General features: G+C 70.4%; 24 protein-coding genes and 1 tRNA gene. 15 read left to right on the plus strand and 10 right to left on the minus strand.

The genetic code is table 11. The features are described 5' to 3' along the window. Positions 1–81 precede the first annotated feature (81 nt). From ACMGFI_RS14465 to ACMGFI_RS14480, 4 genes are all read right to left on the minus strand, one after another. Positions 82–1,179, minus strand: a complete 1,098-nt coding sequence (locus tag ACMGFI_RS14465; RefSeq protein ID WP_436910524.1) for an AI-2E family transporter — start codon at positions 1,177–1,179, stop codon at positions 82–84. 77 nt (positions 1,180–1,256) lie between these two features. Next, positions 1,257–1,327: transfer RNA gene (locus tag ACMGFI_RS14470), tRNA-Gly, on the minus strand. Positions 1,328–1,352: 25 nt separating this feature from the next. Next, complete coding sequence (locus ACMGFI_RS14475) at positions 1,353–2,006, minus strand: class I SAM-dependent methyltransferase (RefSeq protein ID WP_436910525.1); 654 nt, start codon at positions 2,004–2,006, stop codon at positions 1,353–1,355. Positions 2,007–2,024: 18 nt separating this feature from the next. After that, positions 2,025–3,059: a tyrosine--tRNA ligase gene (locus ACMGFI_RS14480; protein WP_436910526.1), complete on the minus strand. Its 1,035-nt coding sequence runs from the start codon at positions 3,057–3,059 to the stop codon at positions 2,025–2,027. A gap of 171 nt (positions 3,060–3,230) precedes the next feature. Between ACMGFI_RS14480 and ACMGFI_RS14485 the strand changes: the two genes are divergently transcribed. Then, positions 3,231–4,682, plus strand: coding sequence for an RAD55 family ATPase (locus ACMGFI_RS14485; RefSeq protein WP_436910527.1), 1,452 nt, complete (start codon positions 3,231–3,233; stop codon positions 4,680–4,682). 97 nt (positions 4,683–4,779) lie between these two features. Here ACMGFI_RS14485 and ACMGFI_RS14490 read toward each other — a convergent pair whose 3' ends face one another. Then, a complete protein-coding gene (locus tag ACMGFI_RS14490) occupies positions 4,780–5,037 on the minus strand; it encodes an HAH_0734 family protein (protein ID WP_135363004.1) in 258 nt (85 codons plus the stop codon). Between the two features lie 199 nt (positions 5,038–5,236). Here ACMGFI_RS14490 and ACMGFI_RS14495 point away from each other — a divergent pair, with 199 nt between their 5' ends. The 7 genes from ACMGFI_RS14495 (at position 5,237) to ACMGFI_RS14525 (ending at position 9,076) form a co-directional block, all read left to right on the plus strand. After that, positions 5,237–5,959, plus strand: a complete 723-nt coding sequence (locus tag ACMGFI_RS14495) for a potassium channel family protein (protein ID WP_436910918.1) — start codon at positions 5,237–5,239, stop codon at positions 5,957–5,959. 147 nt (positions 5,960–6,106) lie between these two features. Beyond that, positions 6,107–6,391 (plus strand): 50S ribosomal protein L44e, encoded by a 285-nt coding sequence (locus ACMGFI_RS14500; protein WP_436910528.1) that lies wholly within the window; start codon positions 6,107–6,109, stop codon positions 6,389–6,391. Positions 6,392–6,393: 2 nt separating this feature from the next. Next, positions 6,394–6,567: a 30S ribosomal protein S27e gene (locus tag ACMGFI_RS14505; RefSeq protein ID WP_436910529.1), complete on the plus strand. Its 174-nt coding sequence runs from the start codon at positions 6,394–6,396 to the stop codon at positions 6,565–6,567. After that, positions 6,567–7,367 carry a translation initiation factor IF-2 subunit alpha gene (locus tag ACMGFI_RS14510; protein WP_436910530.1) on the plus strand — a complete coding sequence of 267 codons (801 nt, stop codon included), beginning with the start codon at positions 6,567–6,569 and terminating at the stop codon, positions 7,365–7,367. The genes ACMGFI_RS14505 and ACMGFI_RS14510 overlap by 1 nt, the downstream gene beginning before the upstream one ends. 46 nt (positions 7,368–7,413) lie before the next feature. Then, positions 7,414–7,596, plus strand: a complete 183-nt coding sequence (locus ACMGFI_RS14515) for an RNA-protein complex protein Nop10 (RefSeq protein ID WP_436910531.1) — start codon at positions 7,414–7,416, stop codon at positions 7,594–7,596. A gap of 5 nt (positions 7,597–7,601) precedes the next feature. Then, the gene (locus tag ACMGFI_RS14520; protein WP_436910532.1) at positions 7,602–8,357 is read left to right on the plus strand and encodes a proteasome assembly chaperone family protein; all 756 of its coding nucleotides are present in this window, start codon (positions 7,602–7,604) and stop codon (positions 8,355–8,357) included. Between the two features lie 113 nt (positions 8,358–8,470). Further along, positions 8,471–9,076 carry a J domain-containing protein gene (locus ACMGFI_RS14525; RefSeq protein ID WP_436910533.1) on the plus strand — a complete coding sequence of 202 codons (606 nt, stop codon included), beginning with the start codon at positions 8,471–8,473 and terminating at the stop codon, positions 9,074–9,076. 30 nt (positions 9,077–9,106) lie between these two features. On the opposite strand, the gene ddfA is transcribed toward ACMGFI_RS14525, so the two are convergent. The 4 genes from ddfA to ACMGFI_RS14545 all read right to left on the minus strand — a co-directional run bounded on the left by ddfA (position 9,107) and on the right by ACMGFI_RS14545 (position 14,648). Then, positions 9,107–9,409 carry a DdfA family disk-determining factor gene (gene ddfA, locus ACMGFI_RS14530; protein ID WP_436910534.1) on the minus strand — a complete coding sequence of 101 codons (303 nt, stop codon included), beginning with the start codon at positions 9,407–9,409 and terminating at the stop codon, positions 9,107–9,109. Between the two features lie 203 nt (positions 9,410–9,612). Continuing rightward, positions 9,613–11,631: a PAS domain S-box protein gene (locus ACMGFI_RS14535; RefSeq protein WP_436910535.1), complete on the minus strand. Its 2,019-nt coding sequence runs from the start codon at positions 11,629–11,631 to the stop codon at positions 9,613–9,615. Positions 11,632–11,753: 122 nt separating this feature from the next. Further along, positions 11,754–13,697: a molecular chaperone DnaK gene (gene dnaK / locus ACMGFI_RS14540; protein WP_436910536.1), complete on the minus strand. Its 1,944-nt coding sequence runs from the start codon at positions 13,695–13,697 to the stop codon at positions 11,754–11,756. Positions 13,698–13,904: 207 nt separating this feature from the next. Then, entirely contained in the window at positions 13,905–14,648 is a 744-nt protein-coding gene (locus tag ACMGFI_RS14545; protein ID WP_436910537.1) for a nucleotide exchange factor GrpE, read from the minus strand. A gap of 153 nt (positions 14,649–14,801) precedes the next feature. On the opposite strand from ACMGFI_RS14545, the gene ACMGFI_RS14550 reads away from it, so the two are divergent. Continuing rightward, complete coding sequence (locus ACMGFI_RS14550) at positions 14,802–16,142, plus strand: DEAD/DEAH box helicase family protein (RefSeq protein ID WP_436910538.1); 1,341 nt, start codon at positions 14,802–14,804, stop codon at positions 16,140–16,142. A 24-nt stretch (positions 16,143–16,166) separates the two neighbouring features. Here the strand turns inward: ACMGFI_RS14550 and ACMGFI_RS14555 are convergent, their stop codons facing one another. Continuing rightward, positions 16,167–16,784: a hypothetical protein gene (locus ACMGFI_RS14555; protein WP_436910539.1), complete on the minus strand. Its 618-nt coding sequence runs from the start codon at positions 16,782–16,784 to the stop codon at positions 16,167–16,169. A 130-nt stretch (positions 16,785–16,914) separates the two neighbouring features. Here ACMGFI_RS14555 and ACMGFI_RS14560 point away from each other — a divergent pair, with 130 nt between their 5' ends. The 6 genes from ACMGFI_RS14560 to ACMGFI_RS14585 all read left to right on the plus strand — a co-directional run bounded on the left by ACMGFI_RS14560 (position 16,915) and on the right by ACMGFI_RS14585 (position 23,897). Continuing rightward, the gene (locus tag ACMGFI_RS14560) at positions 16,915–18,420 is read left to right on the plus strand and encodes a DUF790 family protein (RefSeq protein ID WP_436910540.1); all 1,506 of its coding nucleotides are present in this window, start codon (positions 16,915–16,917) and stop codon (positions 18,418–18,420) included. A 548-nt stretch (positions 18,421–18,968) separates the two neighbouring features. Next, entirely contained in the window at positions 18,969–19,760 is a 792-nt protein-coding gene (surE, locus tag ACMGFI_RS14565; protein WP_436910541.1) for a 5'/3'-nucleotidase SurE, read from the plus strand. A 144-nt stretch (positions 19,761–19,904) separates the two neighbouring features. Next, positions 19,905–21,338, plus strand: a complete 1,434-nt coding sequence (locus ACMGFI_RS14570) for a hypothetical protein (RefSeq protein ID WP_436910542.1) — start codon at positions 19,905–19,907, stop codon at positions 21,336–21,338. A gap of 78 nt (positions 21,339–21,416) precedes the next feature. Beyond that, positions 21,417–22,232 carry an AAC(3) family N-acetyltransferase gene (locus ACMGFI_RS14575; RefSeq protein WP_436910543.1) on the plus strand — a complete coding sequence of 272 codons (816 nt, stop codon included), beginning with the start codon at positions 21,417–21,419 and terminating at the stop codon, positions 22,230–22,232. A gap of 89 nt (positions 22,233–22,321) precedes the next feature. Next, complete coding sequence (locus tag ACMGFI_RS14580) at positions 22,322–23,110, plus strand: NAD(P)H-hydrate dehydratase (RefSeq protein ID WP_436910544.1); 789 nt, start codon at positions 22,322–22,324, stop codon at positions 23,108–23,110. 106 nt (positions 23,111–23,216) lie between these two features. After that, entirely contained in the window at positions 23,217–23,897 is a 681-nt protein-coding gene (locus tag ACMGFI_RS14585) for a carbonic anhydrase (protein ID WP_436910545.1), read from the plus strand. Positions 23,898–23,931 lie beyond the last annotated feature (34 nt).

A 23,931-nucleotide genomic window follows, 5' to 3' on the forward strand; every position in this document is an offset into this window, starting at 1 on the left:
GGGGCCTGGCGCGAGTTGGATCGGGGACGACCGGGCCGTCCGACCGCCGGGACGGCGACGAGTGGTCCCGGTTCGGAGCGGTCAGAAGTCGTCGAGGCGGAGCTGGTCCCGGTGGAGCCCGTCGTCCTCGTCGGCGCCGAGCAGGCGAGGCAGCGCCGTGTTGGCGAACGTCAGCCCGACGACGAGGAGGATGGGCGCGAAGAAGAACCCGTAGAACCCGAGCACGACGGGACCGAGCGTGTAGGCGAGCATCAACAGCCCGACGTGGGTCGTCTCGCCGCTGAGTATCGGCCGGAGGACCAGGTCCGGGATCGTGTCGACGACGACGACCGCCAGCAGGAGCAGCCCGACGATGTACACCACCAGCGAGGAGTCGGACGCGAGCGCGACCGGGACGGCGGTCACGCCGGTGAGCGGGACGTAGACGACCTTCATGCCGACGACGGGGATCAGGCTCGCGACGCCGGTCAGCGCGCCGGCGAGCGTGGGGTAAGGGACCCGTACCGTCGCGGGCACGGCGGCGTTGTACCCCTGGAACACCGCGATCGCGATGAACGACGTGACGATGACGTTCAGGAGGTTCCCGAACAGGACCGCCTCCAGCTCCCTGTCGACCGCTTCGAGGTACTCGCGGACGATGGCGTCGTCGTCGAACCGCAACAGCCACCGGCGGATGCGCGCCCCGTCGACGAGGAGGTAGTAGGTGACGACGACGACGATGAAGAGGTTGAGGAAGAAATCCGAGACCAGCCCCGCCAGGAACGGCGCGTTCTCGCGGAGGAACTCGACGAACACGTCCAGGTGCCCGTTCTTGTAGGCCCGGTAGACGCCCTGGGCGGTGAACTCGGGGATGGTCTCGACGCCGCCGAACCAGCCGAGGTTCTCCGAGACGATGTCGACGACCGGGTAGTCGTTGAGGAACTGCCGCGCCTCGACGACGAGGATCACGAACGTGTAGCTGATGAGGAGGAAGAGGGGGACGACCAGCGACGACAGGGTGACGACCGCCCGGACCCGCGCCGTCAGCCGCGCCCGGCGGAGCGCCTTGTGGAACCGCCGGGTGGAGTAGTAGAGGAACACGGAGACGGTGAACGCCTCGATGAACTGATAGACGAGATACCCGATGACCGCGACCACGGCCGCTCCGAACAGTGCGACGACGAGGCGCCTCTCGTCCATATCAGGACCGCTCGTTCAGCGTGATAATTATGTTACCGATCGATCCGCTGTTGCTTGCGGCTTGCGAACCGCAGAACTGCGCCGGCCGGGATTTGAACCCGGGCCATGAGCTTGGAAGGCTCAGGTCCTACCACTAGACCACCGGCGCGCACTCCCACCTTCCCGACGGCGAATTAAGACCGTTTCCCTTCGGCCCGGACCACGCCGTAGCAGTTCCCGCTGGACACCTCGAACTCGACCAGCGACAGCCCGCTCGCTCCCACATCCGCCCGGAATTCGTCGGGATCGTAGATGTGGTAGAACCGATCCACGGCCTCCCCGCCCGGCAGCGTCCACTCGACGGTCGTGTCGAACCCCTCGGCCCGATCGAAGCGGTCGTGTTCGGTCGACCAGGCGCTGACCAGCGCCCGTCCCCCGTCGCTCAGTACCCGCGCCAGCTCGTCGAGGCTCGCCACTCGCAGGTCCCGGGACGGGAGATGCGGCAGGGTCGCGACGAACACCACCAGATCCGCGACGCCGTCCCGAACCGGCAGCGAACTCGCGTCGGCCTGCGCGAGCGCGTAGTCGAAGCCGCGCTCGGCCGACCGCTCGGCGGCGGTCGCGACCATCTCGCGGCTCAGGTCAACACCGAGCGTCCGCTCACACCTGTCGGCGAGCAACTCCGCGTGTCTCCCGTTGCCACATCCCACGTCCAGGCCCACGGCGCCCGACCGATCTTCGAGGAAGTCCTCGACCTCGGGCCAGGCGTACTCGCGGGTCTTCGAGAAGTGGTCGGCGATGCGGTCGTAGGTGGCGCGGACCGACGCCGGCGACGGGTCTCCGGGCATGAAAACGCTCGACGCCGCTCAGTCGTACTTCTCGGGGTAAGCGTCGCGGAGCAGTTCGGGCCGGTCGTTCAGCCGCTCGCGGACGGGCGCGATGACCTCCGAGATGGCCTCGCCGGCGGCGGGCTTGAGGTCCGCCGGGTGGAGCTCGCCCGAGAGGAAGTCCGCCTCCAGCGGCTCGTAGGCGTCGTAGGTCAGGTCGCCGCCGTACTCCTCGGGGCGCTCGACGACGAGGCTCTCGCCGCGCTCGTCGAGGACGGGGAAGACGAGGTACTCGAGGTACTCCAGCACGCCGTTGTCCTCGCGCTCGCCGGCCGGGCAGTAGGCGTCCCCGATCTTCTCGACCACGTCCTCCCGTGTGTCGTTGAGGTTGACCTTCGAGGCCTCGTCGGAGGCGGACATCTTGCCGCCCGAGAGGCCCGAGAGGAGGGGCGCGAAGACGCAGACCGGCGCCTCGCCGCCGTGGTCGGGGAGGACCTCCCGGGAGAGCATGTAGATGCCGCGCTGGTCGATGCCGCCGTATGCCACGTCGGCGTCGAGCGCGTCCACGTCGAGCGTCTGCATGAGCGGGTACAGCAGGCCGCCGAGCTTGGGCGAGTCGGACTCGCGGACGACCTCGCTGCCGGCCCGCTGGGCGCGGGAGATGGTCGTCTCGGCGGCCATGCGGAGCAGTTCGAGGGTGTACTCCTCGTCGAGTTCGAAGTCGCTACCGCGGACGAAGGAGATCTGATCGGCGTCGGCGCCGGCGGCGTCGATCATCGCCTCGATGGTCGCCTCGTAGTAGGCCGAGCGGGCGTCGAGCAGGTCGAAGGGGCTCTTGTTGTCGTCGAGGTGGGCGTGCAGGTCGGCGATCAGGACGGTCACGTCCATGCCGGCGCCGAGGAAGTCGGCGAGCTTGCGCATCGTGGTGAAGTGGCCGATGTGCATCTCGCCGGTGGGGGCGTAGCCGATGTACACCGACGGCCGCCCCTCGTCGAACAGCGCCTCCAGCTCCGATTCCTCGACGACCTCCGCCGTGTTGCGGGTCGCGAGTTCGAGTCGCTCGGCCGTGTCCATACCGGGTGGTCGCCCCGGCCGACAGTAAAGCGTTTCTTTCGGGTGTGACGGGCTATCACCGCCCCGATACGTTCTTCCCGGCGACCCCGACGGTCACGCCGGTCACTCCGGACGCCCCCTACCGTGTTATTCTGCCAAATTGATTTAACTGAGAGACGATAACAATTGACGATGGGCCTCTCGATCGGGTGCGAACGGCTGGACGAACTGCTCGGCGGCGGCGTCCCTGAAACCCGGAGTCTGCTCGTGTCCGGGCCGCCGGGGACCGGGAAGACGACGCTGGGGATGCAGTTCCTCCAGACGGGACTCGACGACGGCGAGGACTGCCTGTTCGTCAGCACCGAGCAGACGATCGGGGAACTCGAGGACACCTTCGAGCCGTACCCGTTCGACCTGGACGCCGACGGGCTGACCGTGGTCACCGTCCACTGCGAGCCCGGGGACACGATGGAGGGCGACGACGACCTGGTCGTCCGCACGCTGGAGGGCGGCGAGCGGGCCGTCACCGAGTGGTTCGACCTCCCCTTCACCCGGGAGAACGTCGTCCACTACCTCTCGGAGTACGGTCCCCGCGACCGGGTCCTGCTGGACAGCCTCTCGGGGCTGCGGCCGATCGCCGCCGACGAGATCTCCTTCTGGCGCTCGACGTACGACCTGATCCGGCTGTTCTCGGACGCCTTCGACGCCACGTCGCTGCTGACCGCTGAGGACAGCGGGACCGGCGACAGCGTCGCCAGCGAACTGCTGCGGTACGCGACCCACGGGGTGGTCGAGCTGTCGTGGGCCGAGCGGGCGAACCAGCGCCACCGCTTCCTGCGCGTCGAGAAGCTCCGCGGCCGCGACCACGACGACCGCCGGCACAGGCTCGTGCTCGGCGAGTCCGGCGTGACCGTCCAGCCGACCCAGCGCACGCCGCCGAGCGCGCTCCTGGCCCACGACCACCTCCCGACCGGCGTCGACCCGCTCGACGACCTGCTCGGGGGCGGGCTCGTCCGCGGCGGCTTCGCCGTCTTCTCCCACGACGGCACGACCGGCTACTACACGATCAACACCCGGATGCTCGCCGAGGCGGTCGAGGCGGGGATGGCCGTGGCCGTCGCGCTCCCCGCCGAGGTCTCGCTGGCGCAACTGGACCGCTACTGGACCGACGCCGACTGGACCGTCGCGGACCTGCTCGACGACGACCGGCTGTTCGTCCTCGAACTCGTCGAGAGCAACGGGTACGACCACCGGAACGTCCTCGCCTACGACGCCGAGGAGCGCGACTGGGACCGACTGATGGAGGTCTCCTACGAGCGCAGCGGCGACCGCCCGCTGTTCGCGCTCGTCGACACCGAGCCGCTGCTGGAGCGGGTCTCGCGCGACCGCGTCAGGGAGGTCCGCTACCGCGCCGCGGCCCGCTACACCGACGAGGACGACGTCGTGGTCTACACGATCAATCCGGCGGTCCAGGACACGGCGCTGGTCGAGTTCCTCGTCGACACGAGCAACCAGACGATCCGGATCGAGCGGGGCGACGACGGCATCGAGTGGCTCACGCTGCGCAAGTCGCCGACGGGTTCGCCCGGAATGAACAAGGTGGTAGCCTACGACGAGACCCCGCCGTACGTCGACCTGGTGTGATACGGATTATTGCAAGCGTGTATCGGGTCGACCGCACGCAGTCGTGCGGTCGATCCCGGAATGTCTTGCAATAAATCCGTATGAGAGAAGGGACGGCTCAGGCGCTCGCTTTCTCGACGAGCTCGACCGCCTCGGCGTCGACGGCCTCGGTGTCGAGGAAGTTGGGGATGTAGTCGCGGCGCTCGTAGGTCTCGCGTTCGTCCTCGGTGCCGACGGTACACCACAGCTGGGGCTCGTCGGGTCCGTGCCACTCGCCCTGGCGGGCGACGCCGAAGACGACCAGCTCCTCGCCGTCGACGGAAATGACGGCGTCCTTCCGGAATCCGGGGTCCCCGTGGACGATGAGCTTCTTCATGCCCGCCGATTCGACGGAGGCGTACTTAGTGACTTCGAAGCCCGCCGCGCCAGCGGCCCGGACGTGGCCGATCCGCCGTCGGCCCGTCCCCTCCAAGGCCATGGGGGGCGTCCAAGGGACCATAATGAGTTAAGGGGCGAAGCTTATTGCCACCGCGGAGAGCCACGGAGTCGTGGCGAGCGAGTACGTCCGAGCGCTGATGAGTCGCCCGCTGGCGCGCCGCGTCGGCCGCCCGGTCGCCGCGTTCGCGGCGCTGGTGGTCGCGGGCGTGACCGGGTTCGGCGCGCTCGCGGGCGTCGGCGCCGTCGAGGCGCTGTTCTGGCTGCTCGACCCGACGAGCATCGAGATATTCATCGCGTCCCACGACGCGCCGGCGCGGTCGCTGCGGGCGTTCGCGCTCGTCGTCGAGTCGGGGTTGATCCTCTCTGGGCTGTGGATCGGCGAGACGGTCGTCTCGGCGGCCTTCGGCGGACAGATCGGAACGGAACTCAGACAGATGCAGGTCGAACGCACCATCGACGAGACGGAACAGCACGTCGTCGTCTGCGGGTACGGTACCTTCGGCAAGACGATCGCACGGCGATTGCGCGACCGGGACAGACCGGTCGTCGTGGTCGAGACGGGCGACGGACAGTACGAGCGCGCCCTGGAGGACGGCTTGCTGGCGGTCCAGGGCGACGCTCGCCGCGAGGAGCTGCTCGTCGAGGCCGGCGCCGAGCGGGCTGACGCCGTCGTCGGCGCCGTCGACGACGCGAACGTCAACATCCAGGTCGCTATCACAGCCGGCGAGATCGCGCCCGAGGCGCGGGTCGTCGTCCGGGCCGGCGACGAGATGTACGAGCCGGTCGCCCGCCGCGCGGGCGCCGACGAGGTGATCGTTCCCGAGGTCGTCAGCGGCGAGCAGGTGACGACCACGCTGTAGGGACGAATGTGCGAGCCGGCACGACCCCCATCGTGCGCATCGATCCCACACGGAGCCGGGCCGAGTCGGCGGTTTCTGACGACCGGCCGACGCGAACCAAACGGGTTTTAAGCGGGGCTGTCCAAGTCGACCGCAAGGTCGATATCTATGGAGATGCCACGCCGATTTAACACGTACTGTCCGCACTGCGACGAGCACAACGAACACGAGGTCGAGCGCGTCCGGAGCGGTCGCACCTCGGGGATGACCAAGGTCAACGGGCGTCAGGCCGAGCGGACCCGCTCGGGCTACGGGAACGCGGGCAAGTTCTCGAAGGTCCCCTCCGGCGGGAAGCCGACCCAGAAGACGAACCTCAAGTACCGCTGTTCCGACTGCGGCAAGGCCCACCTCCGCGAGGGATGGCGCGCCGGGCGACTCGACCTCCAGGACTAACGATGGCAGGAAACTTCTTCAGCGTCGCGTGTCCGGACTGTGAGAACGAACAGATCGTGTTCGGCAAGGCCGCGACCGAAGTCGCCTGCGAGGTCTGCGGGCACACGCTCGCGCGACCGACCGGCGGCAAGGCGGCCATCGAGGGCGAGGTCCTAGAGACCGTCGAGGCTCGATAATGAAATACAGCGGCTGGCCCGACCCCGGCGAACTGGTGGTCGGACGCGTCGACGAGATCGAGGACTTCGGCGTCTTCGTCGACCTCCAGGAGTACGAGGACAAGCGCGGCCTCTGTCACATCAGCGAGGTCGCCTCCGGGTGGATCAAGAACGTCCGCGACCACGTCTCCGAGGGGCAGACCGTCGTCGCCAAGGTGCTCGACGTCGACGAGGGGTCCCAGCAGATCGACCTCTCGATCAAGGACGTCAACGACCACCAGCGCAAGGACAAGATCCAGGAGTGGAAGAACGAACAGAAGGCCGACAACTGGATGCTCCTGGCGTTCGGCGAGGACATCGACGACGAGACCTACGCCGCCATCGCCAACGAGCTGCTCGCCGAGTTCGGCTCGATGTACGAGGGCTTCGAGCAGGCCGCCATCCACGGCGAGGAGGCCCTCGAGGAGACGGATCTGGACGACGAGGAGGTCGAGGCCATCGTCGAGACCGCCCGGGAGAACGTCTCGGTGCCCTACGTCAACGTCACCGGCTACGTCACGCTGGAGTGTCCCAGCGGCGACGGCGTCGACGTGATCAAGGAGGCCCTGCAGGCCGCCGAGGGCAACGGGGAGATCCCAGAGGAGGTCCAGCTCGAGGTCACCTACGTCGGCTCGCCGGAGTACCGCATCCAGGTGCAGGCGCCCGACTACAAGACCGCCGAGTCCCACCTCGAGGAGAGCGCCGACCGCGCCGTCGCCGTCGTCGGCGACCGCGGCGGCTCCGGCCGCTACCACCGCGAGCGCGAAGAAGAGACGGAGTGACTGTCCCCTCGCGGCCCGCCGTCCCGGCGGCCCGCCTCCACTTCTCATGAAATCCGACATCCTCGTCTGTTCGGCGTGGCGGGCGGAGCACGAGCGGCCGCGCTACACGCTCTCGGAGACGTGTCCCGACTGCGGCGCGGCGGCGGTCAACTCCGCGCCCGCGCCCTTCTCGCCGGAAGACGAGTACGGCGAGTATCGACGCGCACTTAAGGAGCGGCGCCGCGACTAGCGCGCATGGACGAATTCGAACGCGAATCCCTGGGGGACGCGGCCCTCGACGACCCCGTACTGGTCGAGGGGTTGCCCGGCGTGGGTCACGTCGGCAAGCTCGCCGCCGAGCACCTCCTCGAAGAGCTTGACAGCGAGCCCGTCGAGCGGGTCCACTCGACGCACTTCCCGCCGCAGGTCAGCGTCGACGAGGGCCGCACGCAGCTCGCCGGCGCCGAGTTCCACGCCGTCCGCCCCGAGGACGGGCAGGACATGCTCGTGCTCACCGGCGACCACCAGGCCCAGGACAACACCGGCCACTACGGCCTGACCGACACCTTCCTCGACGTGGCCGACGACCACGGCGTCTCCCGCGTGTTCGCGCTGGGGGGCGTCCCGACGGGCGAACTCATCGAGGAGTACTCCGTGCTCGGCGCCGCGACGGCCGACGAGGTCGTCGAGGACCTCGAAGACGTGGGCGTGGAGTTCCGCGAGGACGAACCCGCGGGCGGCATCGTCGGCGTCAGCGGCCTCCTGCTCGGTCTCGGCGAGCGCAGGGGCTTCGAGGCGGCCTGTCTGATGGGCGAGACCAGCGGCTACCTCGTCGACCCCAAGAGCGCCCAGGCGGTCCTCGAAGTGCTCCAGGAGGTCGTCGACTTCGAGGTCGACTACGCCTCCCTGGAGGAGCGGGCCGACGAGATGGAGGAGGTCGTCCGCAAGATCCAGGAGATGGACCAGGGGACGCCCGCGGCCTCCGACGAGGACCTGCGCTACATCGGCTGACCGGCCGTCAGTTTCCCGCCCCGACCGGATGGCGACCGCGAGTTCCGCTCCCGATCGCCGACGCCCGACCCGCCGGCGAGACTTTGATAGTGGAGCGACGCCAACGCTCGCGCGTGGTACACGACGCGGTGTTCGGGCTACCCCACTGGCTGGTCGTCGGTCTCGGCCTCGGTATCGCGAGTAGCGTCCTCGCCGCCGTCCTGTTCGTCGCCGCCGACCGGCTCTACCCCTCGCCGCGGGCCCACCGGCGACGCGACGACGGCGAACACCGTCGCCGCGCCGAACTCCGGGACTACCTGGAGGCCATCGGCGAGGCCTACGCCGAAGACCACCCCGTCGACGGGCAGCCGGTCGCCTTCTACCTGCCCGAGCGCGACGTGGCGATAACCTTCGACGCCCACGCCTACTACCGCATCGACCGCTCGCCGACCCATCCGGTCCTCGTCGAACACGAGATGCCCGGCGTCCACCTGGGCGACCGCCTCCCCTTCGAGGTGCCCGACGTGGACTTCGGGCCGGGGGAGGCCGGAGACGACCACCGCGATCCCGCGACGGCCGCGTTCGAGGAACTCGGCGTGTCGGCCTCGGCCAGCCTCGACGAGGTGAAAACCGCCTACCGCCGGAAGGTCAAGGAGGTCCACCCCGACCAGGGCGGCGACGAGGACGAGTTCAAGCGCGTCCGCGAGGCCTACACGACGGCCAAACGCCACGCCGGATAGCGAAGATCCGGTCGGCCGGCCGGCCCGCCCTCACGAGTCCGACGTGCGCTCGGTGTCCTCCGCCGGGTCGCCGTCCGACGGCGCCGCGGCGCCGTCGGACCGGACGACGACGTGCAGTTGCGTGACAGTCACGTCGCAGCCCGCGTAGCGAAACGACACGGTAGCGCGGCCGCCCCGGTCGAAGAGAGCGTCGAGCGCGTCCGGGTCGACCGCCCCGTACAGCGGGTCCAGGTCGTCGACGGCGCGGTTCGTCGCGGCCGCGACCGACTGCACGACCGCGCGGCTGGGCGCGTCGTCGCCGTAGGCGTTCCTGACCGTCCAGTCGCGCGTCACAGTTGTCCGCCGCGACACCGACGCTCACCGATCGGTCGACGCGTCCGACGCCGCCGGCGAACCGGCGCTCGGCCGCCGCGCGACCGGCCGCCGCCGGATCCGAGCGCCCGGCGACCCCGGCCGCGACTCGACGGTGCGAATCCTGCCATACCTCCGATCGCCCCCGGACGCCATTGAGCGGCGTACCTGAGTGCTCTGGTGTCTCAGGGGTCCCCACCCGACCCGGCGTCGTCGAACAGCGCGGCCAGGAGCTTCCGCTCGGCGACCCGGAGGTGCTGGTGGAGCGTCTGCGGGGCGATGTCGAGCGTGTCGGCGACCTCGCCGGCGTCGCTGGTCCGCGCGGGCCACTCGAAATAGCCCGAGAAGTAGGCGGCTTCGAGCGCGGCCTGCTGTTTGTCCGTCAGGTCGGCAGCGAGCCCGCGCCGGAACTCCGAGGGCGTCCGGAGCGAGCGGTCGACCTCCCGGCGGGCGGCCAGTTCGGTGTCCGGGTACGCCGAGGTGACGGCGTCGACGACCTCGCGGACCGCCGCGTCCGAGGGGAGTTCCGCCGTGATCCGTCCCGTTCCCCGGTCGGCGATTCCCCCCGTCGTCCGCGCCCCGAGGTCGGTCAGTACCGACGTGATCGTTCCCCGGTCCGTACGGAGTTCGACCCGGTCGTCGGCCACCCCGTCGACGGCCGAGACCGCCGAAACGGCCGCCGCCGCCTCCCGGACCGCCCCGACCGACGCGCCGTCGACCGAGAAGTAGAACACGTGCTCGTCGCCGAACGTCAGCGCCCGGTCGAGTTCGAGCCGACAGTCCGCCGCGTCGGAGACGGCGACGAACGGCACCGCGTCGTCGGTCGTCCGGAGTTCGACCTCCGTGACCGCGTCGGCGTGCAGCAACTGGCGGGTCAGCGCCGACTGGACGGCGTTGCCGATCGTCGCCCCGAGTTCGCCCAGTACCGTCCGCTCGCGGTCCGGGATCCCGCGGTCGCGGTCGGTGCAGACGGCCAACAGCCCGAACCCCCGGTCGTCGGTCACGAGGGGGGCGACCGCGACCGTCCGGTCGCCGTCGGCCCCCTCGGTCCCGCCGAAGTCGTCCGTCACGCCCTCGACGACCCGGACCGACTCTGACTCGACTGCCCGGACGACCGACGGCGGCGGCCCGTCCACGAACGCCTCGTCGGTCGCCTCGACCATCCGCTCCCCCTCTCCCGCCGCCGCGTCCACGTCGATAGCGCCGGTGTCGGTGTCGACGGACCCGATCGCCGCACCGCAGTACGCCCCCTCGTCGACCAGCCGCGAGCAGACCTCGCGGGCGATCTCGTCGCGAGTCGTCGCCTCGACGAGCGCGCCGTCGACCGAGCGGATCACCGTGTTGAGTTCGTCCAGCCGCTCCAGCGTCCGCTCGTGGCGCTTCCGGTCGGAGACATCGCGACCGACGCCGGTCTCGCCGACGATCTCCCCCTCCTCGACGATCGGTGCGCCGGTGAACTCGTAGGGGATCTCGGTCCCGTCCTTGCAGACGAGGCGCGACTCGATCGTCTCGACGGCCCCCTCGGTGAGGACCCGCTCGACCGACGCCGCCAGTCGCTCGTGGTCCTCCTCCGGGATCACGTCCAGCGGGTCGAGCGACCGGATCTCCTCGTCGGTGTAGCCGGTGACCTCGTTCGCGCGCTCGTTCCACCGGCGGAACTGGCCGTCGCGGTCGAACGCGTACACGATGTCCGGGAGCGCGTCGAAGATGCTCTCGACGAACGCCCGCTCGGTCTCCAGTCGGTCGCGCTGTTCGACCCGCGCCGAGATGTCGCGGGCGACGCCCACGAAGTACCGGTCGCTGTCGTGGGTGAACTCCCGGAACCACACCGAGAGCGTCACCTCGTGACCGTCGCGGTGACGACCCGGGAGCCGCACGTCGTCCCAGTCGAACGACCGCTCGCCGCTCCGCTGGTACGCCTCGAACCCCTCTCTGTGTGCGTCGCGAAGTCGCTCCGGGATCAGGTCGCGGAGCTGTCGGTCCACGACCGCCTGCGGGTGGTACCCGAAGACCCGCTCGGTCGCGGGGTTAGCGAACACGATCCGCCCCGCCTCGTCGACGACCAGGAAACACTCCGACGCCGCCGCGACGAGCGACTCCGAGAAGCCCGTCCGGCCGACGACCTCGGTGAACGATTCGTCGACCGCGTTGGCCGCGGCCGCGTCGCCCCACTCCCCCTGCGGTGGCTCGACGTTTCGACTCACGCCCCGGTTTCGGCGGTTCGACAGGTAAGCGTTGTCCCGGGAAGAGTAACGTGTAACACGCCGAGTGAACCGGGACCGGCGAACGCCCGCGCGTCGCCGCGGCCCGCGGAATCCGGCCGTCGTCAGGCGGACGACTCGCCGGACTCGTCCTCGTCTTCGTCGTCGACGTCCTCGAAGTCGGCGTCGACGTACTCCTCGCCCTGGCCGCCGGCCGCGCCGCCGGCGCCGGCAGCGCCGCCCGGACCGGCGCCGCCCATGCCGCCCATGCCGCCGGCGCCGGCCGCGCCGGCCGCGCCGCCGGCACCTGCGGCGCCCTCAGCGGCCTGCTCCTGGTACATCTGCTTGCCGATCTCCTGGAGCGCCTCGGCGAGGCTCTCGGTGGCCTCCTTGTAGTCCTCGGTGTCGGCGTCCTCGTCTTCGAGCACTTCCTGCACGTCCTCGATCTCGGCCTCGATCTCCTCGCGGAGTTCGTCGTCGACCTCGTCCTCGTTCTCCTCCAGGAGGGTCTCGGCGCGCTGGATCGTGCTCTCGGCCTCGTTGCGGGCCTCGATGCGCTCGCGGCGCTGCTCGTCCTCCTCGGCGTGCTCCTCGGCCTCCTGCTGCATCTCCTCGATCTGCTCGTCGGAGAGACCGGCGCCGCCCTCGATGGTGATGTTCTCCTCGTTGCCCGAGCCCTTGTCCTCGGCGGAGACGTTGACGATGCCGTTCTCGTCGATGTTGAACGACACCTCGATCTGGGGCGTCCCGGCGGGCGCCGGCGGGATCCCCGTGAGGGCGAACTCACCGAGGAGTTCGTTCTCCTCGGCGATCTCGCGTTCGCCCTGGAAGACGCGGATCTGGACCTGCGTCTGGTTGTCCGCCGCGGTCGTGAAGATCTTCGACTCCTCGGTCGGGATGGTGGTGTTCTTCTCGATGAGCCGCTCGAAGAGGCCGCCCTTGACCTCGACGCCCAGCGACAGCGGCGTCACGTCGAGCAGGACGATGTCGTCCACGTCGCCCGAGAGGACGCCGCCCTGGATGGCTGCGCCGAGCGCGACGGCCTCGTCGGGGTTGACGTTCTTCTTCGGTTCCTGGCCGGTCAGCTCCTCGACGCGCTCCTGGACCTGGGGCATCCGCGTGGAGCCGCCGACGAGGATGACCTCGTCGATGTCGCCCTTGTCGTAGCCGGCGTCCTCCAGTGCCTGCTCCGTCGGGCCGACGGTCCGCTCGATGAGGTCCTCGGTCAGCGACTCGAACTTCGCGCGGGTCAGCTTCTCCTCTAGGTCGAGGGGGCCGTCGTCCGTGGTGGTGATGAAGGGTAGATCGATGCGCGTCTCCTTGCGGTTGGAGAGCTCGATCTTGGCCTCCTCGGCGGCCTCGGTCAGGCGCTGGAGCGCCTGGCGGTCGTCGCGCAGGTCGATGCCGTGCTCGTCCTCGAATTCCTCGGCCAGGTAGTCGATGATGGCGTGGTCCCAGTCGTCGCCGCCCAGATCGTTGTCGCCGTTCGTGGCGACGACCTCGTAGACGCCGCCGCCGAGATCGAGGATGGAGACGTCGAAGGTGCCCCCGCCGAGGTCGTAGACGAGGACGGTCTGGTCGGACTCGTCGTCGAGCCCGTAGGCCATCGCGGCCGCGGTCGGCTCGTTGACGATGCGCTCGACCTCGAAGCCGGCGATCTCGCCGGCGTCCTTCGTGGCCTGGCGCTGGCGGTCGTTGAAGTAGGCGGGCACCGTGATGACCGCCTTCTCCACGTCGTCGCCGAGGTACTCCTCGGCGTCCCGCTTGATCTTCTGGAGGATCATCGCCGAGACCTGCTCGGGGGTGTACTCCTCCCCGTCCAGTTCCACCGAGTAGTCGTCCTCGCCCATGTGGCGCTTGATGGACTGGATGGTCTCGTCGGGGTTCTTGACCGCCTGGTTCTTCGCGGGCTTGCCGACGAGTCGCTCGCCGTCGTCGAACGCGACGACCGAGGGTGTCGTCCGCTCGCCCTCCGAGTTGACGATGATCTCGGGGTCGCCCCCCTCCATGACCGCGAACGCGCTGTTCGTGGTCCCGAGGTCGATTCCGAGAATCTTGTTACTAGCCATCTTACGCGTCTATACCCGATTGTGCCGGTTAAAAGTTGCTAGACGCGACCGACGCCGACTCCATCCAGACGCCCGCAGACGGCCGATCTGTGGCCGCGCCGCCGACTCCGACCGTTGCTTATAAATCCGACCGCAATACCAGCCAAAAACTGCCGAAAAATCAGCCGAGAGACAGGTGAGCGGGCGTCGCCGCGCCGGGCGGTGGCGTCACTCGCCGGACCCGTCGCTGACGGTGACCTGCGCCTCGCGGATCACCTTGCCGGCCATCTCGTAGCCGGGGCGGTGGACCTCCGCGATGGCGCCCTCGGGCTGGTCGGAGTCGACGCGTACCAGTACCTCGTGGCGGTGCGGATCGACCTCGTCGCCCGGTTCCGGTTCGACCACTTCGACGTTCTCCGCGTCGAGCACGTCGTCGAACGACCGCAGCGTCGACTCGACGCCGCCGCGGATGTCGGCGTCCTCGTCCTGTTCGAGCGCGCGCTGGAGGTTGTCGCGCACGTCGAGCAAGCGAGTGACCAGGTCCTCGGTCGCGCGCTGTTTCTCCTCCTCGCGGCGCTTCTCCGTGCGCTTCTTGTAGTTCTGGAACTCCGCCTGCTTGCGCTTGAGCTTCTCGGTCAGCTCGTCGACCTCCGCCTCGCGCGCCTCGAGCTGGTCCTCCAGGCCGTCGACGCGCGTCCGCAGCGCCGCCAGTTCGCGAGCGACCGACTCGGGGTCGGACTCCGCGACGCGGTCGACCAGTTCCTCGTCGACCGCGTCGTCGAAGTCGACCTCACCGCCGACGGCCCCGTCGCCGTCGCCGGTCGCACCCCCCTCGTCGCCCTCGTCGGCGTCGATGACCTCGTCCGGCTGGACGGGGTCGTCGCTCGCGTCCCCCTCCTGCCCGGTGTCGTCGGTCGCGTCTGTCTCCTCGGCTGCGGCCCCAGCGGGGTCGGACGCGTCCTGCTCGCTCATACCCGTGGGAAGTCGCCGCGGCGACAAAAGGGTTGAGAATCCGACCGACGACGGGGGTCGCGACCGGAATCGGCGTCCGCCACTGCCCGCCGGACAGCCGCCGGCCGACCGCGGCCCCATCGCTTAACTCCCGGGGACGGATACCCCTCGGCAGTGACCGTCCGGCTCGTCTTCGAGGAAGGCACTATCAGAGTCACCGGCAGCGACGCGCTCGACGACCTGGGATTCGTCGAGCGGGACGACCGATCGAAGACCCGCCGGGCGCCCGCCCACCGTTACGTCGACCTCCGCGACGCGCTGGACGACCGCGGCGTCGAATACGACGACCGCGTCTTGGACCTCCCGGACCTCGACCTGGCCTCGACGTACGAACTCCGCGGGTACCAGCGCGACGCCCTCGACGACTGGGAGGCCGCCGACCGGCGGGGCGTGCTCGAACTCCCCACGGGGAGCGGCAAGACCGTCATCGGCATCGCCGCGATGGAAACCGTCGAGACGCCGACGCTCGTCGTCGTGCCCACCATCGACCTGCTCGAACAGTGGCGCCGCGAGCTCGAACGGGAGTTCGCGTGCGAGGTCGGCCAGCTGGGCGGCGGCGAACAGCGACTCGCCGACGTGACCGTCTCCACCTACGACTCGGCGTACCTCCGGGCGGACGAACTCGGCGACCGCTTCGGCCTCGTCGTCTTCGACGAGGTCCACCACCTCGGCGGCGAGGGCTACCGCGACATCGCCCGCCTGCTCGCCGCGCCCGCCCGCATGGGCCTCACGGCTACCTTCGAGCGCCCGGACGGCGCCCACGAGGTCGTCGCGGAGCTGGTCGGCCCGCTCGTCCACCGCGTCGCCGTCGACGAACTCGCCGGCGACCACCTCGCCGACTACGACATCAAGCGCCTCGAAGTCGAGCTGACCCCCGAGGAACGGGACATCTACGAGCGCCACCAGGAGACGTTCACCGACTACCTCGCGAGTTCCGGCATCCAGATGCGCAGCGGCAGCGACTACCAGGAACTCGTCAAGCGCTCCGGGTCGGACCCCCGGGCGCGTGAGGCGCTTTTGGCCAAGCAACGCGCCCGCGAGGTGATGATGAACGCCGACGCGAAGGTCGAACGGCTCGAAGCGCTGCTCGACCGCCACCGCGGGGATCGGGTCATCGTCTTCACCGCCCACACGGACCTCGTGTATCGCCTCTCCGAGCGGTTCCTGATCCCCGCGATCACCCACGAGACGGGCGCGGACGAGCGACGGGAGATCCTGGAGCGGTTCCGCTCGGGGGAGTACTCCCGGGTCGTGACGGCGAACGTCCTGGACGAGGGGGTCGACGTGCCCGACGCCAACGTCGCGGTCGTCCTCTCGGGCAGCGGCAGCGAGCGGGAGTTCACCCAGCGCCTCGGCCGGATCCTCCGCCCGAAAGCGGAGGGCGAGCGGGCGCTGCTCTACGAGATCGTCACCGAGGAGACGGCCGAGGAACGAGTCGCACGGCGGCGGCGGTGAGTGGCGACCGGCCGCCTGCAGTCGCTATTCGTTCGTCTCGGTCGGCGAGTCGGTCGCCGTCGACCCGGAGGCGGCTCCGCCCGCGGTCGACCCGGTGTCGGTCGCGAACGGCGTCCCGCTGTCCGTCGGCGTCGCGTCGCCGGGGTAGGGCGTCACCGTCCCCTCGGGGATCGGCGTCTCGGGCGGGCCGGGCTCGAACGAGACGGCGAAGCCGGTCAGCTGGTCGTCGGCGACCGGGAAGCGGAAGGTGAACTGTCGGCTGGCGCCGGGCTGGAGGGCGACGTGGCGGGAGGGCGTGAAGGTCCTGTCGCCGGCCTCGACGCGAACGGTCATCACCGCCTCGTGGGCCGCCTCGGCGCGGTTCCGGACGGTCACCTCGGCCAGCAGGTCGCCGTCCTCGTCGGACCGGAACGCCCGCGCGGGGACCACGAACCGCTGGCGGTCCGGCGTCGGTTCCGCGTCGCCCCCGTTGCCGTCGCCCCCGTCGCTTCCCGACCCGTCACCGAACCCGTCGTCCTCGGGCGTGGCGATCCCCTCCGGCGGTTCGGGGGCCGTCGCCGGCACCTCCCGGTTGGCCGTACAGCCCGCGCCCGCCCCCGTCGCGAGGGCGGCCAGCCCGCGCAGGACCGTCCGTCGTTGCATACGACCCACCCGGGTGCGGTCCGGTAAGAATCTTCCCGTCCGGACGGTGGTGTCCGGACCCCCGCCGCCCGCCCACCCGCGGTCACCGCGGCCCGCTGCGCTTATGCCGGTCGCCGGCCGAGTCGCGGGTGTGCTGACGAAGGACCTGCTGCGCGTCTCGCGGGCCGGCGGCGGCTTCCACCCGCAGTTCGCCGGCGACGACCGGCGGGACCTCGCGGCCCGCGTCCTCGGCGTCTACCAGGGCCACGTCGACCACGCCCGCTCGGCGCTCGACGACGCGCTGACCGACCTCGAACGCGAGGCCGACGACTTCAAGCTCGTCCGCGGGTTCGCCAAGCTCCTGGACCGCGAGGCCCGCTTCGAGGTCCGGGCCGCCGTCGAACCGCGCCGCGCTCGCGAGGCCGCCTTCGCCGCGAGCGAGTCGGTGGGAGTCGTCACCGCCGACGAGCGCGAGCGGGCGCTCCGACGAGCGGCCGACCGGCTCGACGCGGACCCCGACGATGTGGCCGACTCACTGTACGCCGACCTGGACGACCGACAGGTCCTCGCGGCGGTCGACCCGCGCTGGGGCCCCGGGGAGCTGGTGGATCAGTACAACTTATCGCTGGCTCAGACCGCGCTGTTCGACGCGACGGAGGTCCGCGTGCGCTCGTCCGACCCGAAGGCGCTCGTGTCGGCCGTCAAGCGCCTGCGACTGATGTACGAGGTCCGGAAGACCGACGCCGGCCGCGAGGTGGTCGTCACCGGCCCGGACGCCCTCTTCCGGGCGACCCGCCGCTACGGCACCCGCTTCGCCCGCCTGTTGCGCACCGTCGCGAAAGCCGACGAGTGGACGCTGACGGCGACGATCGACGACCGCGGCACGGAGCGGGAGATGACCCTGACCGACGCGGACGTGTCCGTCCCCGGCGTCGAACCGGTGACAGAGGTGAGCTACGACAGCGGCGTCGAGGCGGACTTCGCGGCCCGCTTCGAGTCGCTGGACCTGGACTGGGACCTCGTCCGCGAGCCCGAACCGCTCGAAGCCGGCGCCAGCGTCGCCATCCCCGACTTCGCCTTCGACTACCGCCACGCCGACTTCCGCGTCTTCTTCGAGATCATGGGCTTCTGGACGCCCGAGTACGTCGAGAAGAAGCTCTCGCAACTGGCGGCCATCGACGACGTCGAGCTTCTGGTGGCTGTCGACGAGAGCCTCGGGGCCGGCGAGGACATCGAGGCCCGCGACCACCGGGCGATCCCCTACTCCGGGACGGTCCGCGTCAAGGACGTGCGCGACGCCCTCCGGCGCTACGAGGACGACCTCGTCGCCGAGCACGCCGCCGCGCTCCCCGACGAACTCCGACCCGACGCCGACGTGGTGACCATCGAGTCGCTGGCCGCCGAGCGCGGCGTCAGCGAGGATGCCGTCGAGGGCAAGGCCTTCCCCGACCACGAGCGCGTCGGCCGGACGCTCGTCAGGCCCGCGGTGCTGGACGAACTCGGCCAGCGCGTCGAGGCCGGGATGGCCCTGAGCGACGCCGAAGCGGTCCTCGACGAGTACGGGGTCGACGACGCCAGCGCCGCGCTGTCGGCGCTCGGGTATCGGGTGGAGTGGGAAGGACTCGGCGGCGGGACCGTCCGCGAGCGCGACGACTGAGTGGCGGCCCACCGTGCTCGTTCGGCAGTCCTTCCGGGCTTCAGCGTCCGGATCCCGCACCGCGGTGGCGAGTGAGTGCGGTTGCGGTGCGGTCGGCGCGCGCTGGAGCGCGCGTTCATGCGCGCGACCGTAGCCGCGCGAGGGATGAGCGACGGTAGGAGCGAATCGGCTGGGGAGGTATGTGGCCGTCTGCGGTGCTGTGCGGGGCGGTCGCTGTCGCGGAGCGGTGCGGTCCCTGGTGGACTGAAAGGGCGAGGCGCGCTCGCGTGCAGTTCAGTCGCCTGAGCGACCCCTATCCGCGCGGGCGGTGCCGAGAGCGCGGATATGTCGCTCAGCGACCGCGAGCGGACCGAGGGCTTTCATCGCCTGCTGTCTCCTGCGGTAGAGTTCGCTACTAGCGAGCGCGCCGAGGGCTTTCAGCACCCGCCGTTGACTGCGGTCACGATTCCAGCTACCGAACGAGTCACGGAACCTCGGTTCCCGTTGACGAAAACACCCCAACTCGTAGCGGTCGGTGTACTTTTCCCGGTACCGCCGACAGGGGTCGTATGGACGAGCCGTCGATCCTCCTGACGAACGACGACGGGATCGAGAGCGCCGGGCTCCGGGCGCTCTACGACACGCTGACCGACGTGGGCGACGTGACGGTCGTCGCTCCGGCGGAGGACCAGAGCGCGGTCGGGCGGTCGCTGTCCCACGAGGTGACCGTCCACGAGCACGACCTGGGCCACGCCATCGAGGGGACGCCCGCCGACTGCACCGTCGCCGGCCTGGGGTCGCTGGTCCCGGACGCGGACATCGTCGTCGCGGGCTGCAACCAGGGCGCGAACCTCGGGGCGTACGTCCTCGGGCGCTCGGGCACCGTCTCCGCGGCCGTCGAGGCGACCTTCTTCGACGTGCCGGCGATCTCGGTGTCGATGTACATCCCCGTTCGGGACGACGCGGCGTTCAACGACGTGCAGGTCGACCCCGACAGCTACGCCGAGGCGGCCCGCGCCACGGAGTACCTCGTCGAGCGGGCGCCCGAGACGGGCGTGTTCGAGGGCGCCGACTACCTGAACGTCAACGCGCCGGTCGCCGAGTGGGGACCGGCGGAGATGGCGGTCACCTTCCCCTCGGAGGTGTACCAGATGACCGCGACGCGGGAGGAAGACGGCGTCCACCTCCACGACCGCATCTGGGAGCGGATGGCCGACGGCGACATCCCCGACCCCGAGGGCAGCGACCGCCGGGCGGTCGTCGACGGGAAGGTGAGCGTCTCGCCGCTGACCGCGCCCCATACGACCGAACACCACGAGGAACTCGACGCGCTCGCCGAGACGTACGACCCGGGCGCGTAGCCGGCCGAACCCGCGGCCGCGTGGGCGTTCCGTCCCTCCCTCGTTCGCCGTCCCCCGACCGTTCGGAATACTGTCTACCAGCCGAAAGGACTACGTTCGGCCCGGTCGACGCGTCGAACACACCGCCCTCCAGCGGTCCCAGCGATGAGACAGACAGCCGCGACCGCGGGCGTCGTCGTCGTCCTCCTGCTGGCGGGCTGCGGGAGCCTGCTCGGCGGCCAGGGGACCGGAACGCCCACCGAGACCGACGTATCGACCGGCGAACCGACCGACACGCCGACAGCGACGGCGCCACCGGGGTCGACCGCCACACCGTCGCGGACCGCCGTTCCCACGCCGACTGCCACTTCGACGGCGACGCCGTCCGCGACACCGACGGAGAGCCCGACTGCAACACCGACCGACGCCGCGACCCCGACGCCGACTCCGACGGCCACACCGACTGCGACGCCCACTGCTACCCCGACGCCGGGCCCTGACGACGGCGACGAACCGAACGTCGAACTGCGCGGCGGCAACCTCTCGGTCGACGAGGACGCCGTCTACGCGGACGTGCAGGCGCTGCTCGGGACGGACGTGGAGCCGCCGACGGTCTACGTTCGCGAGCGGATGCCGGCGCTGGAGCGGTACAACCGCCGGCTCGCTCAGAACCCGTTCTACGACGCGTTCGGATACGGCGACCAGTTCATCAACACCAGCGTCTACCACGGCAGCGCGACCTCCGAGCGCATCGTGGTGATGCCGAAAGACGCCAACGCGACCCAGCAGAAGACGCTGCTGGCCCACGAGTACGTCCACTGGATGCAGTTCCACAGCGACGCCGTCGACACCGGGACGTTCGGTCGGTTCGTCGACGACACCGACTCACAGCAGGTCGCCGCCGGCCTCGTCGAGGGCGCCGCGGTCTACGTGACCGACCGGTACGTCGAGCGGTACCTGGACACCTCCTGGAACCAGACCCAGGAACTGCGCACCCAGTACGAGCACGGGGCCGAGGGCCGCCGGCTGTTCCGCGCCCGCTACCTCTACGGCGCGCGGTACATCCACTCGCAGGTCGACGGCCCCCGGAACGTCTCGTGGCTGTACGATCCGTCGACGCCCACGCCGGTGACGGGCGAACAGCTGATCCACGGCTACACGCCGAGCGAGGAGCCCGAGCGCAACCTCACGCTCTCGGTGAACCGGACCGGCGAGTGGCGCTTCCCCGACGACCACTACGACACGAAGGGGGAGATCGTCGTCCGGACGATGCTGCGGGCCGACCTGAACCGCTCGACCGCGGCCAGTGCCGCGGCCGGGTGGGGCACCGACAGGATCGCGCGGTTCCACGACGCCGACAACTCCAGCCGGGCGGCCTTCGCCTGGGCGCTGCGCTGGGACGACCCCGCCGAGGCCGACGAGTTCGCTGCCGCCTTCGAGTCCTGGCGGACCGCCCAGCCGGCCGACGACGACACCGTATACCGACTCGCCCGCGTCGGCGAGGGGACGACCGTCGTCTTCGCCGGCCCCGAACCGTTCGTCGGCAACGCCACCGCCTCGGGCACGTCCGGCAACGTCACCGTCTCCGTCGCGGGCTGACGGCGCGGGATCGTCACCGCTCGCCACGCCCTCTCACGGTCCCGAAACACTCAACCCGGCACTTTCCGAAGCCGGTTCATGGGCGAACACGCCGCCGTCGACCGGGTCGAGGAGCCGGTCACCGTCTCGACGCTCGTGGACGACCTCCGGGAACTCGGCGTCCAGCCGGGCGAGACGGTGCTCGTCCACTCGTCGCTCTCGGCGCTCGGCTGGGTCTGTGGCGACGCGCAGGCCGTCGTCGACGCGCTCCGGGCGGTCGTCACCGACTCGGGGACGCTCGTGATGCCGGCCCACACCGGCCAGTACACCGACCCCGAGGCCTGGTCGAACCCGCCGGTCCCCGACGAGTGGATGGAGACGATCCGCGCGGAGCGACCGCCGTTCCGCCCCGAGAGCACGCCGACGCGCGGCATGGGCGCGGTCGCGGAGTGTTTCCGCGGCTACCCCGACACGGTCAGGAGCCGCCACCCGACCGTCTCCTTCGCCGCGTGGGGCGCCGACGCCGAGGCGATCGTCGCCGACCACTCCTACGATGAGGGGCTGGGCGACGGGTCGCCGCTGGCGGCGGTCTACGACCGCGACGGGACGGTGCTGATGCTCGGTACTGACTACGACACCAACACCTCGATCCACCTCGCGGAGTACCGCGCCGGGTTCCCGAAGGAGCGGACGACCAACGACGCCCCCGTGTTCGAAGACGGCGACGCGGTCCGCGTCGGGTACGAGGACATCGAGACCGACACCTCGGACTTCGGGGAACTCGGTGCGGGGTTCGAGGACGAGGTTCCGGAAGCCGTCGAGCGGGGGACCGTCGGCGCCGCCGAGGCGCGGCTGGTCGACCAGCCCGCGCTCGTCGACTTCGCCGTCGAGTGGTTCGAGGCGAACCGCGCCTGAGAGGCGGGTGTCCATCCACACGCCCGGCGGTCGGCCAGGCCGTCGTATGCCGGCAGGGGGCTGTTGGGGCGGGGGACGCGACCGGAGGCATGGAGGAACCCCTCGCGGAACTGGCCGGCGGCGGCGACGCGGAGAAAGGCGACAGCGGCCGCGTCGGCATCGTCGGCGGGAGCATCGAGTTCGCGGGACCGCCGGCGCTGTCCGGGCTCGCGGCGCTGCGCACGGGGACGGACGTGGCGAAGGTCCTCACTTCGGAGGTCGCCCTCGAAGTAGTCGCGGGGTTCTCGCCGAACGTCCTCACCGAGCGGTTCGTCGGCGACGTGCTCAGGCCCGACTCCGTCGGGAAGGTGCTGGCGGTCGCCGAGTGGAGCGACGCGCTCGTGGTCGGGCCCGGGCTGGAGACGCCCACCCGGAAGGCCGTCCGGGAGGTCGTCGAGCGGGTCGAGGTGCCGACGGTCGTCGACGCGACGGCGATCGAACACGCGCTGGACTGCGACCTGAGCGGGACCGTCGTCACGCCGGACGGCGCGGAGGTCGAAGCGATCGAGGCCGAACACGGCTCGCTCGAATCGTTCGCCGCGACGAGCGGCGCGGCCGTCGTCTCGAAAGGCGCCGAGGACGAGATCTTCGCCGGCGACGAGCGGTTCACGGTCGAGGAGGGGACGCCCGCGATGACGGTCGCGGGCACCGGCGACACGCTCGCCGGCGTCGTCGGGTCGCTGCTCGGCGGCGGCCTCGACCCGGTTGAGGCCGCGCGACTCGGTCCGAGGGTCGTCGGCCGCGCCGGCGAACTCGCGGCCGACGAGTACGGCACTGGCCTCGTCGCGACCGACGTTATCGAGCGGATCCCCGCGGCCGTCGACGAAGGCGCGGCGTGACGATCGGCGCCGTCGCCGCTCCCCGATCGCCGCGGTCCTGCGATCCGGTAGCGGGTTTGTTACACCATCTCAAAGAGCTATCCGTGTCGCGCGAGTGGGTCGTCGTATGAACGGGACGGTCGTCGACCTGCTGACGGGGAACGCGCGCCACGCCGAGCGGTTCGCCGACCGCTTCGACGAGGTACAGGACGCCCAACACCCCGCCGCGGTCACCGTCTGCTGCTCGGACTCGCGGGTGCTCCAGGACGAGATGTGGGGCAACGAACAGCCGGGTCAGCTGTTCACCGTCGGCAATATCGGCAACCGCGTCGTCCAGCTGGGGGAGGGCGGCGAGGAAGTCTCCGACGACGTGCTCTACCCGATCACCCACGCGGGCACCGAGACCGCCGTCGTCGTCGGCCACACCGGCTGCGGCGCCGTGACCGGGGCCTACCAGGCGCTGGCCGACGACCGGACCGAACCCGAGGGGATCGAGCACTCCCTCCGCCTGCTGGCGCCGCACCTCGAAGCCGGCGTCGCGGCGCTGCCCGATGGGTTCGACACGGCCGAGGCGGTCAACCGCCTCGTCGAGTACAACGTCGACCAGCAGGTCGAATCCCTCGTCGACAGCGAGCGCGTGCCCGACTCCGTCGACGTGGTCGGCGCGGTTTACGACTTCCAGGACGTGTACGGCGGCCAGCGCGGCGAGATCCACGTCGTCAACGTCGACGGCGAACGGCGCGTCGACGCGCTCCGCGAGGACCACCCCGAGGTCGGAGACCGGATCGACAGAATCTGGGAGTACTGACCCGGACCGGATCGGACCGGACTCCGGCCCGCCG

The sequence above is a fragment of the Halosimplex marinum genome, assembly GCF_051414075.1.
Lineage (GTDB): Archaea > Halobacteriota > Halobacteria > Halobacteriales > Haloarculaceae > Halosimplex > Halosimplex marinum.

Excerpts from the sequence above, each read along its gene's own strand:
- ACMGFI_RS14465 (WP_436910524.1), bottom strand. The coding sequence starts at position 1,179 with ATGGACGAGAGGCGCCTCGTCGTCGCACTGTTCGGAGCGGCCGTGGTC.
- ACMGFI_RS14475 (WP_436910525.1), bottom strand. The coding sequence starts at position 2,006 with ATGCCCGGAGACCCGTCGCCGGCGTCGGTCCGCGCCACCTACGACCGC.
- ACMGFI_RS14480 (WP_436910526.1), bottom strand. The coding sequence starts at position 3,059 with ATGGACACGGCCGAGCGACTCGAACTCGCGACCCGCAACACGGCGGAG.
- ACMGFI_RS14485 (WP_436910527.1), top strand. The coding sequence starts at position 3,231 with ATGGGCCTCTCGATCGGGTGCGAACGGCTGGACGAACTGCTCGGCGGC.
- ACMGFI_RS14490 (WP_135363004.1), bottom strand. The coding sequence starts at position 5,037 with ATGAAGAAGCTCATCGTCCACGGGGACCCCGGATTCCGGAAGGACGCC.
- ACMGFI_RS14495 (WP_436910918.1), top strand. The coding sequence starts at position 5,237 with ATGAGTCGCCCGCTGGCGCGCCGCGTCGGCCGCCCGGTCGCCGCGTTC.
- ACMGFI_RS14500 (WP_436910528.1), top strand. The coding sequence starts at position 6,107 with ATGGAGATGCCACGCCGATTTAACACGTACTGTCCGCACTGCGACGAG.
- ACMGFI_RS14505 (WP_436910529.1), top strand. The coding sequence starts at position 6,394 with ATGGCAGGAAACTTCTTCAGCGTCGCGTGTCCGGACTGTGAGAACGAA.
- ACMGFI_RS14510 (WP_436910530.1), top strand. The coding sequence starts at position 6,567 with ATGAAATACAGCGGCTGGCCCGACCCCGGCGAACTGGTGGTCGGACGC.
- ACMGFI_RS14515 (WP_436910531.1), top strand. The coding sequence starts at position 7,414 with ATGAAATCCGACATCCTCGTCTGTTCGGCGTGGCGGGCGGAGCACGAG.
- ACMGFI_RS14520 (WP_436910532.1), top strand. The coding sequence starts at position 7,602 with ATGGACGAATTCGAACGCGAATCCCTGGGGGACGCGGCCCTCGACGAC.
- dnaK (WP_436910536.1), bottom strand. The coding sequence starts at position 13,697 with ATGGCTAGTAACAAGATTCTCGGAATCGACCTCGGGACCACGAACAGC.
- ACMGFI_RS14545 (WP_436910537.1), bottom strand. The coding sequence starts at position 14,648 with ATGAGCGAGCAGGACGCGTCCGACCCCGCTGGGGCCGCAGCCGAGGAG.
- ACMGFI_RS14555 (WP_436910539.1), bottom strand. The coding sequence starts at position 16,784 with ATGCAACGACGGACGGTCCTGCGCGGGCTGGCCGCCCTCGCGACGGGG.
- surE (WP_436910541.1), top strand. The coding sequence starts at position 18,969 with ATGGACGAGCCGTCGATCCTCCTGACGAACGACGACGGGATCGAGAGC.
- ACMGFI_RS14570 (WP_436910542.1), top strand. The coding sequence starts at position 19,905 with ATGAGACAGACAGCCGCGACCGCGGGCGTCGTCGTCGTCCTCCTGCTG.
- ACMGFI_RS14575 (WP_436910543.1), top strand. The coding sequence starts at position 21,417 with ATGGGCGAACACGCCGCCGTCGACCGGGTCGAGGAGCCGGTCACCGTC.
- ACMGFI_RS14580 (WP_436910544.1), top strand. The coding sequence starts at position 22,322 with ATGGAGGAACCCCTCGCGGAACTGGCCGGCGGCGGCGACGCGGAGAAA.
- ACMGFI_RS14585 (WP_436910545.1), top strand. The coding sequence starts at position 23,217 with ATGAACGGGACGGTCGTCGACCTGCTGACGGGGAACGCGCGCCACGCC.